The sequence below is a fragment of the Kitasatospora sp. A2-31 genome, assembly GCF_022288725.1.
Taxonomy (GTDB): Bacteria; Actinomycetota; Actinomycetes; order Streptomycetales; family Streptomycetaceae; genus Kitasatospora.
This window is the reverse complement of sequence record NZ_JAKNTA010000004.1, coordinates 453,674-468,135: the sequence shown is the minus strand read 5'-3', so window position 1 is coordinate 468,135 and position 14,462 is coordinate 453,674. Positions and strand designations below refer to the sequence as shown.

Annotated in this window: 6 protein-coding genes; all 6 read right to left on the bottom strand. The window is 76.8% G+C overall.

Annotation, left to right across the window (positions count from 1 at the left end):
* Nucleotides 1-2: 2 nt before the first annotated feature.
* From MCM47_RS14160 to MCM47_RS14135, 6 genes are read right to left on the bottom strand one after another with little or no spacing between them, the layout of a single operon-like run.
* A complete protein-coding gene (locus tag MCM47_RS14160; RefSeq protein WP_238861923.1) occupies nucleotides 3-4,304 on the bottom strand; it encodes a kelch repeat-containing protein in 4,302 nt (1,433 codons plus the stop codon).
* A gap of 9 nt (nucleotides 4,305-4,313) precedes the next feature.
* The gene (locus tag MCM47_RS14155) at nucleotides 4,314-7,859 is read right to left on the bottom strand and encodes a hypothetical protein (RefSeq protein ID WP_238861922.1); all 3,546 of its coding nucleotides are present in this window, start codon (nucleotides 7,857-7,859) and stop codon (nucleotides 4,314-4,316) included.
* On the bottom strand, nucleotides 7,856-10,600 hold the full coding sequence (locus MCM47_RS14150) for a baseplate J/gp47 family protein (RefSeq protein WP_238861921.1): 2,745 nt from the start codon (nucleotides 10,598-10,600) through the stop codon (nucleotides 7,856-7,858). The genes MCM47_RS14155 and MCM47_RS14150 overlap by 4 nt, the downstream gene beginning before the upstream one ends.
* On the bottom strand, nucleotides 10,600-13,299 hold the full coding sequence (locus MCM47_RS14145; RefSeq protein WP_238861920.1) for a hypothetical protein: 2,700 nt from the start codon (nucleotides 13,297-13,299) through the stop codon (nucleotides 10,600-10,602). The genes MCM47_RS14150 and MCM47_RS14145 overlap by 1 nt, the downstream gene beginning before the upstream one ends.
* Complete coding sequence (locus tag MCM47_RS14140) at nucleotides 13,296-13,751, bottom strand: GPW/gp25 family protein (protein ID WP_238861919.1); 456 nt, start codon at nucleotides 13,749-13,751, stop codon at nucleotides 13,296-13,298. Before MCM47_RS14140 ends, MCM47_RS14145 begins: the two co-directional genes overlap by 4 nt.
* Nucleotides 13,752-14,459: a phage baseplate assembly protein V gene (locus MCM47_RS14135; protein WP_238861918.1), complete on the bottom strand. Its 708-nt coding sequence runs from the start codon at nucleotides 14,457-14,459 to the stop codon at nucleotides 13,752-13,754. It lies immediately after the preceding gene.
* Nucleotides 14,460-14,462 lie beyond the last annotated feature (3 nt).

The window sequence follows — 14,462 nt, the reverse complement described above, 5'->3', positions numbered from 1 at the left end:
CCTCATTGCGCGGGCCGCACGGTGAACTCGGAGTCGAACGGAATCGCCTCGTTGTCCCCGACGAGGACCAGCCCGTCCTCGTCGATGATGACCGAGCCCTGGTCGTGGCGCAGGCTGAGGGTGAACAGCCCGGGCGACCTGAGCGAGTCGCGGTCCGCGGGCGCAAAGGTGAAGCCCTTGACCAGGCCCGGTCGGGCCTCCCCGAACGGGACCAGGCTGCCCTCCACGTCACCGAGACCGAGCGGGTCGTCCGGATTGGTCTCCGTCACTTCCACCGTCTGCCTGTTCAGGGTGTCCAACCGCACCAGCTTGGTGAAGTCGACCCGGATGACCGCCGGGAACAGCTCCAACTCCGCTCCGTCCGGTGGCCGGATACTGGCGACGCGGACGGGCACCGGTTCCACGGGGGTCTGCGGGAGGAAGAAGTAGGTCGCGGTGAAGTCGGCCGAGGTGCCGTCGCGCTTGCCGTCGAGCGTGAGCCCGTCGACGTCGTGGATCCTGTTCGACAGGGTCAGGACGTGCTTGCCCGGACCGCCCCACTTCGGGTTGGCCGGGGTGACCGTGATGCCCGAACACGTCTCGACGGCGGCGTCGAACGGGAACGGGTCGACCCGGACGGTGACCGCGGCACCGTTCGGCCCCGCCACGACGACGGTCCCGGCGGACCTGACGTCGGCCAGGAGCACGTCCTTGCTGAACATCACGTGGACCGCGTCCGGGAAGCGGGGCACCGGCTCCCGGTTCGGCGGGTCGAGCCGGGTGACCCGGACCGGCGCCGGCGGCGCGGCGACGAAGAACCAGCTCTCGAAGTCACCCCCGGGGCGGCCGTTCCCGGAGGGCAGGCGCAGGGCGGTCACGGTGTCGTACCCCTGCTGGACGAGCCGCCCGAAGGCCGTACCGTCGAGCGGCTGCTTCCGCGCCGCGTCGAGGATCTTCGCACTGTGCAGGACGACGTCCGCGCGCAGTGCCGCACTGCCCTGGATCGCCCGCAACCGTCCGAGCCACTGTCCGACGCGGACGGGGTCGAGCGGGGTCCTGGGGCGGAAGGTGACCCGGTCGGCTCCGGCCGGACGAGGGCTCCCCGCCGGGGGCGGCTGCCGCCGGCCGGGCGTGACCGTGCAGGGCACCCGCACCGCGTGGACCAGCGGGTCGTCGTCGTCCGGCACGTGCAACCAGAGCTCGACCGTGCGGTCGGTGAGCGTGGCCTCCGCCATCGGCTCGGTGAAGTCCACGCTGAGGCCCTCGTTGAGCCGGGTGAGCGGTAGCGGCCGGTCGTTGCGCCAGCTGATGCCGTTCTGCGCCACCCGGGCGTGGTGCTGCGGGGCGAGCGCGTCGATGGCCTCCTGAACGGTGTCGCCGAGTCCGGTGCGGCGGGGGTCGTAGGCGACGTGCCGGGCCTGCAGGCCGGTGAGCGGGTCGAACACCGGCGTGCACTCGACCATCCGTTCCAGGACGACCCCGCCCCGGTCGTCGCTGCGCCAGTGCAGGACGGCGAGCGGCGTGCGGTGGCGCCGGACGCCGTGCGGCGGAACGCCGTCCAGGCTCTCGACCGAGCCGTCGCGGGCCCGCGTCGTGAACCACCAGTAGGAGGACGCCCGGAAGTCGTAGCCGGTGAAGCCGATCTTCACCCCCTCACCGAGGTCGACCGCCTCCGGGCCGACGAACCCGATGCCGTCCCAACGGCGCAGCACGACGTGGTCCGCGCGGATCTCGGCGCTGCGTTCCGGGACGAGCAGCGGGTCCGCCGCGTCCAGAGTGACGGTGAGGGCGTCCGGGTCCGGATCGGTGGCGATCCGGCAGAGCAGACCACGCCCCGGACCGAGCTCGTCGGAGTCGCCGGCGATCTCCACCAGGTCCCCCACCCGCAGCTGTCCGGCCCGGTCGCGCCCGAGGCTGCCGACCCGCACCGTGGTGGTCGCCGCGGTGAGGTCCGAGCGCAGCACCGCGGTGACCGCGGTGGCGAACCCCGCGTTCTCCGCCGACCACTTGTAGCGGGCGCGCGGCACCAGTTCGGCGTTCACCGACTGCGAGGAACGGATCGGGTCGGCCAGGTTGGCCACGCCGGTCACCGGGTCGTAGCTCGTCACGACCACCGGTTCGGAGCTCTCGCCGTCGCGGAGGAACCAGCCGCGGCGGGCCAGCCGGCCGGCCGCGGACTCCGCGGGGCCCGGCCCCTCCCCCGGCACCAGTCGCACCGAGTGCGCCCCGGCCACGGCGGGTTCGGCGAGGCGTGCGACGTCCCTCCGGGGGATCAGGGCCGCGCCGCCCGCCGCCGGGTAGGAGAGGTGCCGCACCGGCGCCTTCAACCGCACCCTGCCGGTGGCGTCGACCTCGGCGATCGACACCACCTCGCGCACGTCCGGGGAGGCGGACCTGGCGACCAGCTCCCAGCCGCCGACCAGCAGGGCGGCCCGCTGGATCGCCGTGAGCTTTCCGACCCTCAGTTCCCGCTGGCCGCCGGAGGCGTCGGCGGCCAGCGGGACGGCGCCGGGGGCCAGCGCACCGAGCATCTCGCCGGAGTCGTGGATCTCGACCCGGTAGAGGCGGTTCTCCCGTCCGGAGTACCCGCTGTCCGCGGCGGTGTCGCAGGGGCCGCTCACCGGCGCGGCCGCGGCGACGACGGTGGAGAGCCGGCCGGCACCGTCGTCCGGCAGGTAGCCCGCGGCATGCTCGCAGTCGAGCTCGTCGGGCAGGTGGGAGGCGGGCACCCGCACGACCTTGACCTGGGCCACCGTCCGCAGCTGAACGGTGGTGTCGGCCCCGCCGAGCGCGGTCTCGCGGCGGTCCTCCTGGAGGAAGCCGACGAGCCGTCGCCAGACCTCCAGGTAGGCGACGGCCGTGGTGGTCCCGACCGGATCGAGCAGTTCGGTGGTCGGGATCTCCCCGCCGGCGCCGATCACCGGGGACGGTTCGCTGGTCCCGCCGCTCACCAGGACGGAGCCGTGGTCGAGCACGGTGGCCTGGTGCCAGGCGCACGCCTCGGCCAGCGGGCTGCCTTCGGTCCAGCGGTTGGCGGCGGGATCGTAGCGCTCCGTCGAGGCCAGCGGGCGGTCCCCCCGGTGCCCCCCGGTCACGAGGACCTGTCCGCCGGCCAGCCGCACGGCGGCGTGCCCGGTGCGGTTGGCGGCCATCGGGGCCGCCGGCCGCCAGGCGCCGGCGTCGAGGTCGAACAGCTCGCAGGAGTTCAGCGGCTGTTCGGCCGCGGCGCCGCCGACGACGAGGACGCGGCCGCCGCTCAGCACGGTCGCCGTGTGCCCCGTGCGCGCCTCGGCGAGGTCGGGCACGGCCCGCCACTCGTCGACCGCGGCGTGGTAGATCTCGGCCGACGCGACGGCCGCTCCGCCGCGGAACCCGCCGCAGACCAGGACCTGGTCCGGGCCCGGGCTGCGGCCGACCCGGACGGCGGCGTGGCGGCCGCGCGGTACGGTCATGGCGGCGGCCGTGGTCCAGGTGTCGCTGTCCGGGTCGTAGATCTCGGCCCCGGCCACAGGGTCGCCGACGGTGCCGGGGGCGCCGCCGAGCGGAGCGGCGGCAGGTCCGAGACCGCCGGCGACCAGCACCCGTCCGTCGCTCAGCAGCGTGGCGGTGTGGCCCGAACGGGCCGTCGCGGGCGCGGCCACCGCCGTCCAGGTGCCCTCGAAGACGTCGTAGATCTCCGCGGACGCGAGAGTGATCCCGGAGGGCCCGATCCCGCCGACCACCAGGACCCTCCCGTCGAAGAGGTCGGTGACCGAATGGCCGGTCCGGGCGGTGGTCATCGCCCCGGTCCCCGACCAGACCGCCGTGTCCGGGTGGAACAGCTCCGCGGTCGCGGTGGCCGCTCCGGCGACCGTGCCGCCGCAGACCAGGACGATGCCGTGGCCCTCCGTGTCGTCCGGGTCGGTGTGCACCAGCGCCGAGCCGTGCCCGGCCCGTGCCCCGGCCAGGTCGCCGACGAGCTCCCAGCCGGTGGCCGGTCCGGTCGGCAGCGGCAGCGGCGGGGCGTTCGGGTAGTCCGGCTGCGTCGCGTACGTGGTGGGAACGGGGTTGGCGGCCTGGAGTCCGTCGAGGTAGAAGCGGCCGGCCGCTCCGGCACCGCCGCCGATGGTCAGCACGCCGTTCCCGCCGTCGCCCAGCAGGAACCCGCGCCCCGCCGCGGGACGCCCCCGGCGGCCGACCAGGTCGCGTACGTGGTGTTCGAGGCGGCGCAGACGGGCGAGCGCGGCCTCGTTCCAGTCCGAGTCGAGCCAGACCCGGCCCTGCTGCTGCAACCACTCGTCCCCCGGCAGGTCGTCGACGCGCAGTCGGGAGAAATCGGCCTTCATGCGGCTCCTTCAGACGGTCCCGGGAGGACGGCCGACGGCCCCGTCCTCGACGACGATCACCGGTCGGAGTCCGGCCGGCAGGAACTCGGCCAGCTTGGCCGCGAGATTGGCGCGCCGCAGGCCGCTGTGGCCGCCGGCGAAGGCGCCCACTTCGTCCCCGGACCCGGAGGCGGTGAGGACGAGGGGCGAGGAGGCGTCGCCGATCGCGGCGAAGAGTGCGGACCGCGGCCGCAGCGACTTGAAGGACGGCGCCGCGGTGTCCCCGCGGGCGAGGTCGTCGTCCGCGGGGACGCACCGGTGGCGGCGCGGCAGCACCGATCCCGGCTCGACCCGGCTGAACCTCAGGCAGCCGCTCTGCCGGGCGTCCACGACGGCCGTGCCGGCGAGCAGCGCCTCGTCCGCCTCCAGTTCTTCGGCGCGCAGCCGGCCCAGCACGGTGACCCGGCGCAGCCGGACCAGCCGGGCCGGACGGTCGCCCGCCGAGTCGTCGGCCTCCTCCGCGCGGGTCCGGCCGGGCGCGTCCGGGCCGCCCAGGGCCAGTCCGGGCCGCCGTCCGGGGGCGGTGCGGTGGAGCACCGAGTCCGTCCCGGTCACCAGCGCCACCCCGGGACCGGTACGGACCCCGGCCAGGATCGAGGCGGTGAAGGAGAGTTCGGCCTGGTGGTCGGCCTCGGCGTCGTCCCACCGGACGGCGGCCTCGCCGGCCGGGCCGTCGGCTTCGCCCTCCGGCGAGCCGCCGGACGGCACATCGAGCGTGCAGGCGTCCAGCCGCAACGCCGTCAGGAAGCCGTCGGTCAACTGGATCCGGCCGCCGATCAGTAGCCCCGAGAGCTGCACGACGTGGTCGACGGAGAGTGCCTCGACGGCGCCGAGGCCGGTCATGCCACGCACCGTGACGAGCGCGGCACCGGTGGCCGGTGTCTCCGGCAGCAGGCACGGCCGGGCCGCCCCGGCCGGGCCGCCGGCGCGGATGGTGACGTGCCGGCGCAGCCCCGCCGCAACGGGGCCGAGCCGCCCGAAGTCGAGCGTGACCGGACCGGCATAGCTCGCGCTGTCGACGATCTCGATGACCTCGTCGACGGATGCCCGGGTCGCCGCCCACAGTGCTTCCGCCGCGGCGACCGCCTCGGCCGGAGTGCGGTGGATCCGGCCGAACGGGAGCCGGACCGCGGCGTCGCCCGCGGCGGAGACGATCCGGGTGGGCGCGGCCGCGCCGTCCTCCGCCGCGCCCGGCGCCGTCCGGACGCCGCGGGCGCCGACCGGTCCGCCGAAGGCCTCGATGTAGTCGACGGTGAGGTCGCGGTCGGCCGGCGGGAGGGCGACCAGCGGGTCGTCCGGTGCCAGGCAGAACACGCCGCGGGCCGGGTCGACCCCCAACTCCCCGGAGCGCGCGGGGCCGTGCACGACGCGGCGGCGGCGCAGCGGCACCGCGCCCTCCAGCGGCAGGACCTGCCCCTGCGCCGCCCGGGCGGGCACCGAGCCCGGCGGCAGCATCCCGGGGGCTCCGGGCCGCAGCCCGCCGGGCATCGTCCATCCGGAGCCGTCGGCGGCGAGCGCGAACCGTGCGACCGGGGCGCCGTCGCCGTCCGCCACCGGATCGGCCTCGGGCAGGTAGGCGAGCAGTGCGCCGCCGGCCCGGTCGGTGACGACCAGTTCCGACATCGGCCAGACCGCGGGCGCCTCCCCCGGGCCGGGCAGGGCGGCCGGGCGGATCTCCAGGGCGACCAGCACGGTCCGCTCGACCGGGATCCGGTCGGCGACGGCGTCGCGGCTCGGCAGGAAGGTGAAGGCCGGCCAGTCGGTGAGTCCGGCCGGCACGGCGAGGCGGGCCCGGTGTTCCTCCGTCACCGGGGTGTCGGCGGTCACCAGGGCGCCGGCCAGCTGCGGGACGGCCGCGAGCTCGTGGACCTCCACGACGAAGCCGGGCAGCCCGGTGAACCGGGTGCGGTCGGCCACCGCGAGCCCGCGCACCCGGTGCACGCCGCCGTCGGGCCGGTAGGGCCAGGTCACCGGGCGGGCGGGCCCGGCGGACGGCCAGGCCTGGCCGTCCGAGGCACGGGCGAGCCGCCCCCGGCCGGGCGGGCCGCCCGCCGCCGGAGGTTCGGCCCGGTACGTCGAACCGTCGGCGGCGACCAGCAGGTCGACCGGCCGGCCGGGCCAGACGAAGACCTCCGGCAGGTGGACGGTCACCGCGCCCGCGTAGCGGCCGGCGACCGAGGGCACCCCGCCGTGCCGGGCGGCGCGCGGCGGCCGGTCGTCACGCACGACGAGCTCGCAGGCGGGGAACCGGCCGGCGTCGGCGGTGCCGAGGCCGGCCCAGCCGGGCAGCGGCTCGGGGCGGCCGGTCTCGATGCGCACCACCAGCCGGCCGGCTCCGCCGAGCGGCCGGTCGGTGCGGAAGGCCCGCCCGGTGTCGGGCAGCAGCGAGGTCGCGATCGCTCCCAGCCGGACCGGTGCGACCGGGCCGGTGGCAGAGCCGGGAGCGGCGTCCGGGTACCAGAGCGCCGACACCGTGAAGTGCTCGGCGGGCCGCCGGAACACCGTCGGGTCCAGGACGCGCATCCCCTCCGTCGGGTGCAGCCCGGTCGCCGGCTCGGGCGTGCCGAAGGCGAAGTCCTCCTCGGGCTCGGCGTCCGCAGCGGCTCCCGGTCCCCGGCCGCCGTTGTCCGGTCGGCCGTCCCCGCCGCCGCGGGCCGGGGCCAGCGCGAGCGGCACTCCGGCGCGCCGCACCACGAAGGAGCGCTCCGGCCCGAAGGCGGCGGCCGGGTCCACGGCGAAGGCGACCGGGTCGACCGGCAGCCCGTCCGCGCCGTAGAGCGGCAGTTCCTCGTGCAACGGGTCGAAGGTGTGGGCCCGGGTGCCGGCGGGAGCGGGATCGCCCGGCGCCGCCGCGGCCGGGGTCACCCCGCGCTGCGGAAAGGTCTGCAGCGGGCGGAGGAACGTCACGGCCGTGCCCAGGTCGTACCGCCCGCCCTGCCCGGCCGCGCCCGAACGCCCGGGGGCGCGGAAGTCGGGCAGGTGCGCGAACGGGTCGTGCGCGGTCCCGAGCCGCGCGAGTGCCACCGGGTCGCGCAGGTCGGCGGTCAGCGGCCGGTCGAGGCGGACGTGCGCGGCGTGCTGCGTCCACGCCAGCGTGCGGAAGCCCTCCACGACTTCCGCGCCCCAACCGGTGGTACCGCGCGCCAGCCCCGCGAGCATGGCCGGCGTGCCCTTCGCCCGCCGCCAGGCCAGGGTGTTGCGGACGTCCTGGCGGTTGCTCTGCCCGACCGGGTTCGGCAGCAGTGTCGTCCCCACGAGCGCGCCCAGGTAGGGGACCACCCAGTCCTCGGCGGTCTCCAGGAAGAAGTCGTCCCGGAGGTCGTCGAGGTCCTGGCGCACGGCCGCGACCTGGGCGGCGATCGTCCGCAGCAGGCTGCGCAGCGGGGCCCGCTCGGCGGCCTGACCGTCGTCGAGGCCCGGGGAGCGGAGCCGGGCGATCGCCAGGTCCTGCTCGCGGTGGAAGGCGGGCACCCGCGCGTAGAGGCGTTCCAGCCAGAACTCCCGGGTGTGCCTCATTCCGCGAACCCCCCGGTGCCGAGGAGGACGGTGAGCCGACCGCGCAGGCCGGCGCCGTCGGCGGGGTCGTCCGCGACCAGGACGAGGCCGGTCGCGGGCACGGGCAGCACGTCGAGCAGGGCCGGTCCGCCGGTCGTACCGGCGGCGCAGAGGCGGGTGACCACGACCCGGGTCACCCCGGGGACGGCCTGCGCGGCGGCGTAGACCCCGCTCACCCGCAGCGCCTCGCCGAAGCCGAGGGTGGCGAGGTGCCCGGGGTTGCCGTCCGGGCCGGTGCGCTGGGCGAGCGCCGCCCGGACGGCGGCCAGGGTGGGCCGCCGTCCGTAGCGGTCGTCCAGGTCCACCACCACGGTGACGTCCGCGGGGACGGGCGTGAAGTCGACGATCCGCAGCGGCTGGTTCACGTCACGGCGGGCGTCGAGGTAGCGGCGCAGCCGGGTGAGGTGGTCGCCGGTCAGCGGCTGCCGGTCGGCCCGGGCCACCGTCAGGCGGATCTCGGTGCCGAGGCCGAGGCCCTCACCGCCGGCCGGGGCGGTGCTCGCCCGGGCCCGGGCGATGCCGGGGAAGGCCAGGGCGAGCTCGGTGTGGTCGGAGACCGACACCGCCCGGCCCAGGGTCCGCAGCGAGGCGGGGGCGTTGCGGCGGATGCCGTCGGCGGTCTCCGGGTCGGCGGCGCCCTCCGCGGGCAGCGGGTTGGTGACCGCGCGCAGGCCCGGGACGGCGTCGACGAGCCGGGTCACGCCCCCCGGCGGGACGGCGCCCTCGGACCCGAGCCCGCACCGGTAGGTGGCGACCACGTTGTCCCGGCCGGTGGGTGGGCGGGAGCCGCCGTCGCCGAAGCGGACGACGGTACCCGGGGTGTCGCCCGGTGGGTGTTCGACGGTGAAGGCGGCCCCCTCCGCGGCCCCGGCGTCGGCGGGGGTGTCCCGCTCGGTCCACCGCACCCCGTTGACGCTCACCTGCAGGGTGCTGCGGAGCATGCCCTCGCTGTCCGGCAGGTACGTCAGCGGGCCACGGCGCAGCCGGAACGCCTGCCAGGCGGTGCCGTCCCCGCTGCCGAGCGTCTCGGCGGGCGTGGTCTCCCCGTGGCTCGCCGCCACCACGTTCCCCAGCAGCGCGGTGCGGGAGCGCTGGTGGACGTGGATCAGCGGGGCGCGGAGCGTGACGAGGGTCAGGTCCGAGGCGTCCAGTACCCGCACCTCCTCGACGGCGACGGCCTCGGTGAGGGTGCTCTCGCCGCGCTCGCCCGCGACGGTCGAGGTGACGACGGCCGACTGCCCCGGGGTGAGGGCCGGGTACCGGCCGGCCAGGAGCAGCCGGTCGCCGCCGAGCGGCTCGGGAAGGGGGCGGCGGTCGTCGAGCGGCAGCCGCTGCGAGCAGAGCAGGACGGTGGTCGCACGCCGCAGGAACCGCTTGGCGGGGACGGCGGAGGCGAGCCGGAGCCGCGTCACCAGGCCGCGCACGGCGAAGGCCAGGTGCATGGCGGTGTCGGCGCCGGTCAGCCGGAAGGTGCGGTAGGGGCGCCGGGTGCCGCTGACGTCGAGCAGGACGGCGAAGCGGGGGTCGGCCTCGCTCCCGGCCGCCGCCGCGGCGACGACGGTGTCCAGGTGCAGGACGAAGGCCTCCTCGGGCAGCCAGCGGCCGTCCCCGGTGTCCCAGTCCGCGAGGCCCTGCGGGGGCGGCTGCGGCATGTCGGCGAACCGCGGGGCGGCGGCGCCGAACGGCAGCGCCGTCGCCCGCAGCGCGTAGACGGCCGGGGCTGTGCCCGGCGTCGTCGCGTAGACGGTCCCGTCCTCGACCCAGGTCAGTGCGGTGCGCCCGGCCCGCCGGTCCTCCCGGACCTCGGCGAGCTCGCGGAGCAGCCCCTCCCCGGTCGGCACTCCGTCGCCGTCGAAGCGGTCGAAGACCAGCACGTACCCCCCGGCCCGCAGCCGCAGCCCGGTGCCGACGATGTGCACCGTGCGGCGCAGGCCGCTCGTGGCGTCGGGCAGGGCCTGCTCCGCCGGGTCCGGCGGGGGCGTCGGCGGCCGGCCGGGGGCGGGGTGGCGTCCGGTCTGCAGCAGGGCCCCGGCGAGGAGGGGGAAGACCAGCCCGAGGTCGTTGGCGATCCGGTTGAAGTCGGCCACCTCCCCCGCGGGCGGCCCCGGCGCGCCGGGCGTGGTCAGGGCCTCGACCGCCGCCAGCGCGCCGAGCGGGGCGAACTGGTCGGCCGGGCCGGCGGACGCCAGCGGGATGCTGTTGTGCTCGGTGCGCGCGGTCACCGCCTGGTCGGTTTCGAACACGACCGGGAGCCGGTCCGGCGCGGCGCGCCCGCCCACCCGGGTGCCCTGGCGGACGGTCACCTCCTGCCCGGCCCGCGCCGGGTCGACGGTGAGGGCGAGCAAGACCCTCGCCGCGGCGCCCGGGCCGGGCCGGTAGCCGACCAGACGGGCCAGGCGCTGCAGTGAGTCGAGCTGGGTGGCCGTGCCGATGAAGGCCTCGTTGGCGACGAGTTCGGCGTAGAAGGAGGCGCTGTCGGCCAGGTAGGCCCAGGCGTCGACGAGCGCGGTGGCGCGGTCGGGGGCGGACTCGGTCTCGTGCCAGCCGGGCAGTTGGAGCGGCAGGTCGTCGAGCATGGCCCGGCGGAAGGTCTCGAACGTGCCGAGGCGGTAGTCCAGCCGGCCGCGCCCGGGCAGGTTCTCCGGCCGGCGGACCGGGAGGCCCGGCGTGCCGCCGGCGGGAGGACCGTCGGTCTGCGCCATCAGCTGCCTCCCCGGGTGACCAGCGTGAGCCTGCCGCGCTCGGGGCGGGCCGGGTCGTCGTCGAGCCGGGCGATCCGGTCCCGGCCGACGGTGAGCTGCCCGGTCGCCTTCACCAGGGCGGTGTCCGCCTCCGGCGTGGCGGAGTCGAGCGGGGCGAGCACGTCGACGGTGACGGAGCGAACCCCCGGTACGGCCGCCAGCGCGAGGTGGAGCCGGCTCAGGAGCACCGGGTCGCCGAAGCTCAGGTGCTCCGGGTCGAACAGGCCCCGGGAACCGTCGGTCCGGACGCCGGGCCGCAGGGCCGTCGCGACGTCCTGCCGGACCGCGCCGGCGAGGTAGCCGGGCTCGACGCAGACCGTGAGGACCAGCTGGAGCGGCAGGTCACGGGCGGGCACCAGCCGGAGGTCGTAGCCGGCCAGGCGCCGCCGGTCGAGGAAGGCGAGCAGGTCGGCGGCCAGCCGGTCGTCGAGCTCCGTGCCGTCGGCCAGGTCCAGGACGAGGTCGACGGCGACCCAGCTACCGGTCCACCGGAACTCCGCACCGGCCCGGGAGATCAGCCCGCCGCCGGCGGCGCGGTCGAACTCGGCGACGGCCTCGGCGTAGTCGCGCGCCGTGACGGCGACCTCGCGCCGGCCCGCAGCGACCGGGCCGGCCCGTCGCGCGTCGTCCAGCTCCTGGGGGTCGCGGCCGCCGGTGGCGGGCACGGGGTTGGTGACGGCGAGCAGCCAGTCACCGGTACCGGTCCGGGCGCCGGGCCGGGAGGGCTCCTGGTCCGCGGGGACGGTGAGCGTTCCCGCGGGGACGTTGCCACCGGTCCCGAGCCCCACCCGGAAGCGCAGGTCGAGGACGGCGCCGTCGGGCGGGCGCAGTCCGAACGCCCCGCGGCCCGCCGGCCGGGTACCGCCCTGGCCGAACAGCATCGTCGCGGCGCCGCCGTCGCCGAACTCGAGGGTGAAGACGCGGTCGCGCGGGCCGCTGTCGAGCAGGGTCGGGGCCCATTCCCACTCGGTGCCGTCGATCACCACCTGAAGCTGCGGCCGGCCGGCGGCGTCGATGCCCAGCGGGGCCCCGGGGACGGGCACCCGCAGCCGCGGCAGCGGGGTGTCCGGCGCCGACGGGGCGCCGGCGGCGCGGACCTCCCAACGGGCGACGGCCTGCGGGACCGTCAGCGCCTCGTCGACGGTGCGACCGACCACGGCCCGCCAGATCCCCGCCGGGGCGTCCTGGACGATCGGCACCGCCAAGCCGTCCACTCCGCCGGGACCGTCCTGGGCGACGGTGTGCACGGTCCGGTCGCCCTGCGGCGACACCACCACCACGACGACGTCCTGACCGTCCGCCAACCCCCACACCGTCACCAGGACGACGGTGGCCGGGGTTGTCACCGCGGGCCGGGCGACCGCCCACGCGCTCGTCCCGGCGACTGCCGCGGCCGCCTCGCCACCACCGCGGCCCGTCGCCGCGAGCACGATCCGCTCGCGCCGGGTGAGCCCGTGGCTCGCCCGGACGAGGTTCCCCCGGACGGCGGTCCGGCGGACCGGGTGGTCGTGCCGGAGCGCGGTGTCGCGGCTCCAGGTGATCCGGGTGAGCGCCGGCGTCCCGTTCGCACCGAAGCCGGACGGTCGCAGCCGGTCGGGGACCCGGTCGAGCCGGACCACCTCGGCCCGGCCGGTCACCGTGTCGCACAGGGCGAGGAGGTCGCCGGCGTCCAGCGCGGGGAGGTCCCCGACCAGGTACGCCGTGGTGGCGCCGGCGGGCAGGTAGCCGTCGGGGCTGTCCCAGTCGTAGAGGGTCAGCTCGTTGTGCGCGGGCAGCAGCACGGCGTCCGCCACGGTCTCGAACACCGTGCCGTCCTGGTCGCCGTCGCCTCCGTCGCCGGCCGGGACCGCCCCGGCGCCGTCCTGCTGCCGGACGGCGAAGCCCGCCACCAGCAGGTGGGAGCGGCTCACCCGGAACTGCAGCACGGTCTCGGCCGACGCCCCCTCGTCCAGCGGGCACCCGATCAGGGCCAGATGTCCGGCCACCGAGCGGCGCTCGGTGGCGGTGTCCAGGAACGCCTCGTTGGCCACCCGGTCGAGGACGTAGCTGAAGCCGTCGGCGGTGGCCGCGAACAGCTCCAGCAGCATGACACCGGCATCGGCCTCGCTGGTCTCCGTCCAACCGGGGGCCCGGGTCGGCACGAAGTCCTGAAGGGCGCGGCGGAACCCCTCGAAGTCCCTCGCCAGGTAGTCGATCCGCACGGTGGCCGGCGGGGGCGGGGCCGCGGTCACGGGTGCCACGGCGCAGTCGGCGCCGGCGCAGTCCAGCCGGAACCGCAGGGCGGCCGTCCCGTGGAAGGGGTCGGCGCTCTCCCCCACCAGGGTCAGGGTGTAGCCGTCGCGGTCGCCCTCGGCGTCGAGCCGCAGGGTCACCTCGTCCCGCCGGCCGGGTGTGGGGGTCACCTCGGCGATGCGCGGGTGGAGCCGGGCGCCGCCGGCCAGGGCGTACCCGGCGCGGTCGAGCAGCCAGGGTGCACGGTCGGTGGCGTCGTCCGGCTGCAGCCGGACGACCAGCAGCGGCGGCGTGCCGGCGGCCCGGTCGGCGTCCACGACGTCGACCCGGGCGATCCCCACCATGCCGGTGCGCAGGAGCGGACGGGCACCCGCCAACGGCGGCGCCGGGAGCCTCCCACCGGCGAGCCCCGCGGACCGGCCGCTCACGGCCCCGCCTCCGCCGCGACGAGGCCGCCGGTACCGCCGATGCCGCCGGCCACCGTGACGGATCCACCGTGCCCGCCGGTGGCCACGGCGAGGGACTGCCGGGTACCGGTCTGTTTCACGACGTAGACGACCGTGACGAGCAACGCCTCCTCGGCTCCCGGCTCGGCCCGGACGTCGACCTGCTCCACCCGCAGCCGGTCACCGAGCCAGCGGTCGAGGTTCTGGGTGATGAGGAACCGTGTGGTGGCGCGCTGGATCTCGTCGCCGCCGGCGAAGACCAGCCGCCGGACGCCGCAGCCGAAGTCGGGCCGGTTGACGCGCTCGCCCGGCTCGGTGAGCAGCACCTGCAGCACGAGGTCGCGCAGGTGCTGCTCGGGGCCGCAGGTGCGCAGACCGCCGCCGGGGGCGAGGTCGAGCGGGACGGCGAGGTGACGTTCCGGGGCCGCGGCCATCTAGAGCTCCACCTCGTGCCGGGACTTGGCGGCGTCCAGGCCCAGCACGATCGGGACGACCGGTGGGCCGGTCGGCCCGGCGGGTCCGACGAGGGTGTGGGTGTGCGTGGCGAGGGCCTGCACCAGCGCCTGCAGCGCGGTGTTCAGGGCCGCGTGACCGACCAGGTGGTCGGTGGCCTGTTCCCCGATGGCCACGGTGGAGCCGCCGATGGTGATGCCGCCCGCGTCCATGGTGACCGTGTTGCCGCCGACGTCCTCGATCACGACTCCGGTGGCGTCCATGGTGACGCTGTTTCCGTTGGCGTCGGTGACGGTGAGGGTCTCCTCCTCGTCGTCGAGCACCACGACGTGCCCCTTGGCGCTGCGCAGTACCTTCTGCGCCGGTCCGGCGTCCTCCGGCACCTCGCCGGTGGCCCACCAGCTGCCGGTCCACACCGGATAGGCGAGATCGCCGCCCTCGAACTCCACCCAGACCCCCGCGCCCTTGCCGGGGACGGCGAACAGCCCCTCACCCGGCAAGCCGCCGTACGGCAGGCACGGCAGGGCCCAGCCCAGTTCGACGTCCCCGGTCAGGTGCGGCACCCGCACCCGGACCCGGCCCAGCGCACGCGGGTCGTCGACGTCGCTGACGATGCCCCGGTACTTGCCGAAGTACCGCCCCTCGACCCGCTCGACCAGGCGGGCGACCACGTGCTCCAGGGGTTCCACCGC